Origin of the sequence: Blautia sp. HCP3S3_D9, from assembly GCF_052063845.1 — a bacterium.
Taxonomy (GTDB): Bacteria; Bacillota; Clostridia; order Lachnospirales; family Lachnospiraceae; genus Blautia_A.
In genome coordinates, this window is sequence record NZ_JBQHWS010000211.1 from 1 (window position 1) to 3,593 (window position 3,593).

Genomic DNA, 3,593 nt, shown 5'->3' on the forward strand with positions numbered 1-3,593 from the left:
CAGTCAGATGAGGCTGCAAATGCGAAGATCTTTGTGGAATTTGTAGCGCTGATAGTAAGGAGCAGGATGTATGTCGTGCTGAAAGATGAAGTGGAAAAACTTGACAAAAAGCCGAATTATATGACCGTTCCGGCAGCGATTCGTGAACTGGAAAAGATAGAACTGGTCCGTCAGACAGATGGAAAATATCGTATGGATCATGCAGTAACAGCAACCCAGAAAATAATCTTAAAAGCATTTGATATGGATGCAGACCAGATACAGGACAAAGCTGTAGGATTGAGCAGACTGCTTGAAAAATATGCAGAAGAGAGGAAATAATATATGGCAAGACCGAGAAAAATGATATCTTTAGAAGAGCAGATAAAGAAGCAGGAAGAGACGGTATTAAAAGTAAAAGAAAAGTATGATTCCGAAATGATGAAACTGAAAGATCTTTATGCAAAAAGGAACGAAGAGAAGAAAAAAGAACTGCTTAAAGCTGTTGAAAACAGTACAAAAACATATGAAGAGATCATGGCATTTATCTGTTCTGAGGGCGAAATAAATTAGATTTTGGACTGTTTTGATGAGAAAAGGGCAATTTGAGTGTTACTTTTTCAGGAAGTTCACGGTTCATGTTAAAACGATGGAACAGATTGTTCTTTGTGATGACAGGGGAACCCAAAATCCTATAAACTTTCTTAAAAAAGTATAAAGTTAAAAATGATTTATTCACCGCACAAGCTGTGCGGTAGTCATCCAAGTCAACAGCCTTGACATAAAAGGAGTCAGACTTCGATAAAATAAGTTCTGTACATAAATATTGTGAGAAGGGAGGTCGCGAGGTATTACTGCGCATTGCATATGTGTGCAAACGAAACTCGCAGAATAGTTTATGAAAATATCGGATTATCCCAAATTTGAAAGTGCTCTTTCTCAAGGGAGACCTATTATATTCCTTTGTGGTGCAGGTTTGTCTGTTTCACTTGGTGATCATGCAAAAGGGTGGGTTGGTTGGCTTAAGGAAGGCAAAGCTTATCTTTCTGATGTCGAAGCGGAGGAATTGGATAGAAGATTCGGTTCTTATAGTGCATCCGAACTGATTGACGCAGCAAGCTTTTTGATAGAAGCATTGAGAAAAAATGGAAATTATACGGCTTATATGGACTCTACGATTGGCAGTCTCAGAGTACAGAATAAAAAGTTGGCGAATGCCCTTGCTTTATTTGTGCGCTGCGGGGATTATTTTGCGACAACGAACTATGATAAGCTTCTGGAGGAAGTTACCGGTCTGGGTTATTATACATATAATATGCCGGGAAAAATAGTTCAGATGTTGAGCGGGCAGGCAGAGATGAGTGTAATTCACCTTCATGGTATTTATGATGCTGCCACAAATACGGACGATATAGTTGCTGATCAAAAACAGTACGAAGATGTCATAGCGAATCAGGGCGCACAGTTTATCCAGAACCTTATCAGTACGTGCACATTGGTTATACTTGGCTGTGGAGCAACCGTGGATGATCCAAATCTGAAGGGGTTTATGTCATTTGCTTCGAAGCAGCTTCACTTAAATATTCCATATTTTTATCTGCATAAAGCAGGAGATGATTTGTCAGATTTAGGATCTAATGTGATACCGGTTTGCTATGGAATGGAATACAGTGATTTATCTAATGCCGTTGAAGACATGGCAAATTATCGGATTCGCACACGGTATAGAGATTCAGGAATTATTAGAGTAAACCCATATGTAAAAACCAGAAAGTCATTTACAGCATCATATCGTCTGCATTATTTAAATGAGTTCTGCAAATTTGTAGGAAGAGAAAAAGAACTGGTTGAGTTAAATAAGTTTTGTTCAGCAGATAAAGAATTGCTGTGGTGGTCGCTAGTAGGAAAGGGAGGCATTGGGAAGAGCCGGTTAGTATATCAATGGCTCAAGCAGCTTTCCAATAATTGGTTTGGCTTTTTTGCCAAGACGGATGTTGACGTTGAAAGATACAGAGAATTTAAACCATTTTCTGATACGGTCATTGTAATTGATTATGTGTTAGGCAATGAAGATAAGTGTGCTACTATTGTGACTACGTTGTTCGAGCGCTTTGAATACAGTAGATTTAAACTCCGTCTCCTTTTTGTTGACAGAAGATATCAGAATAATGAAAACAACTGGTATGACCGAATTGTTGGAAAAATGGATATGCAAACGAGGCTTTGGTTTCAGGAGTGTTCGTATAACAATAAAACTACCCTTTCGCCTTTAGTCATTTCTGAACTTTCAGAAAAGGAAGAATTAGAATTTATAAATGTGTATCTTGAGGCATATTTAAATAATGTGGCAGATGATGACACAAAAGTAAAATACTCCTCTGTACTGCCGGATACGGCGGATCAAATATATAGCAATTTTAAGACTGCGTTGAAAGAAGAGTGTGATAGACCACTGTTTGTAGCTGTATACACTGAACTGTGGATTTATAAGGATGGATGCATCAGTGTCACCAGCCTTGATGAGATGTTGGCGGCTTTCTTAAAGAGAGAAGAGGACAGGTGGCTGTTGTGCCTCGATAATCATTCAAACTTGCTGAAGGATTATGTTAAATTGCTTGCATTAGCTTCAGCATCGGTTTTAGTATGCCTGGATGATGACCAAGGAATTTATCAACAGGCGGCACAAAATCTTCAGCAGTATATCAATGCAAGTCAACGTCCCGGAAAGAAGCAGACGGATTTTTCAGATTTGTTTGTTTATCAGGAATATGCGCATGATTATGAAATGGATGAGGTTTCTACACGGGAGGAGATTCAGGAAGAAATACTAAGACGTGCTAATGATCCAAAATATTTAAGACTTGATGAAAAAGGATGCTCAAAGCTTCTTACTATAATCGACCCAGAGTACCCTGACATTATAAAAGAATTTCTTGTGGATTATTATATTCCGAAGTATGAGTGGATTGGATTTTCTCAAGCCGCAAGATTGGGAACAGTCACACAGTTTGATATGTTCTTGCTGCACGCAATAGAAGATTTTCCAGACAAAAAATCATATATGGAAATGGAGTTCGCTCCGTTAGAGGATGAGCGTGACAGATTCGGACAATGGATTTTTGTTATTCTTGCAGCAAAGAACTTGAATAATTTTGAGCAAATTGCAGACAACCTGTGTGTATCTCAAGCGCCAGAGATTATTTGTGCCTATGAAATGGAGGTCTGGAAGGATATAGGCATCGTATTGACCGACAGAGGTGAACTGGATCGATTGTATACACTCGGATTGAGAAGTGCTGATTATATTACAGATAGACTGGACAATGATGTGGTATGTGAATGTATAGAAGAGGTGTGGGATGCATTTTTTATCGGTGTTCATAATGCAGAATTAACACAACAGACTGCCAATTTAATGGATAAGTATAATCAAATTGCTGATAAAATTGCAGAAAATGGTTATATTGCAACTTGGTGTACAGAAAATTATGCTAGATTAATGCTGCTTTGGCTGCGTAGAAATGATTATCGTTCCGCAGCTAATTGTTGGAAACAGATGATGAAGTTTCAGCGGAGGTTTGCTGATGATGAAGATATTCTGAAAGCTATAGCAG

2 protein-coding genes and 1 pseudogene are annotated in these 3,593 nt (G+C 38.4%); all 3 read left to right on the plus strand.

Annotated features, from left to right (window positions below; all coding sequences use genetic code 11):
• A pseudogene (locus ACTNES_RS19990) lies at nt 1–321 on the plus strand (IS1634 family transposase); the annotation flags it as partial.
• 3 nt (nt 322–324) lie between these two features.
• Complete coding sequence (locus ACTNES_RS19995) at nt 325–552, plus strand: hypothetical protein (RefSeq protein ID WP_022381175.1); 228 nt, start codon at nt 325–327, stop codon at nt 550–552.
• A 325-nt stretch (nt 553–877) separates the two neighbouring features.
• Nucleotides 878–3,593: SIR2 family protein (locus ACTNES_RS20000; RefSeq protein WP_441040489.1), on the plus strand; the 2,716-nt coding region annotated here is incomplete at its 3' end.

Bases quoted from the DNA above. Each gene is read 5' to 3' on its own strand.
- ACTNES_RS19995 (WP_022381175.1), top strand. From the start codon at position 325: ATGGCAAGACCGAGAAAAATGATATCTTTAGAAGAGCAGATAAAGAAG.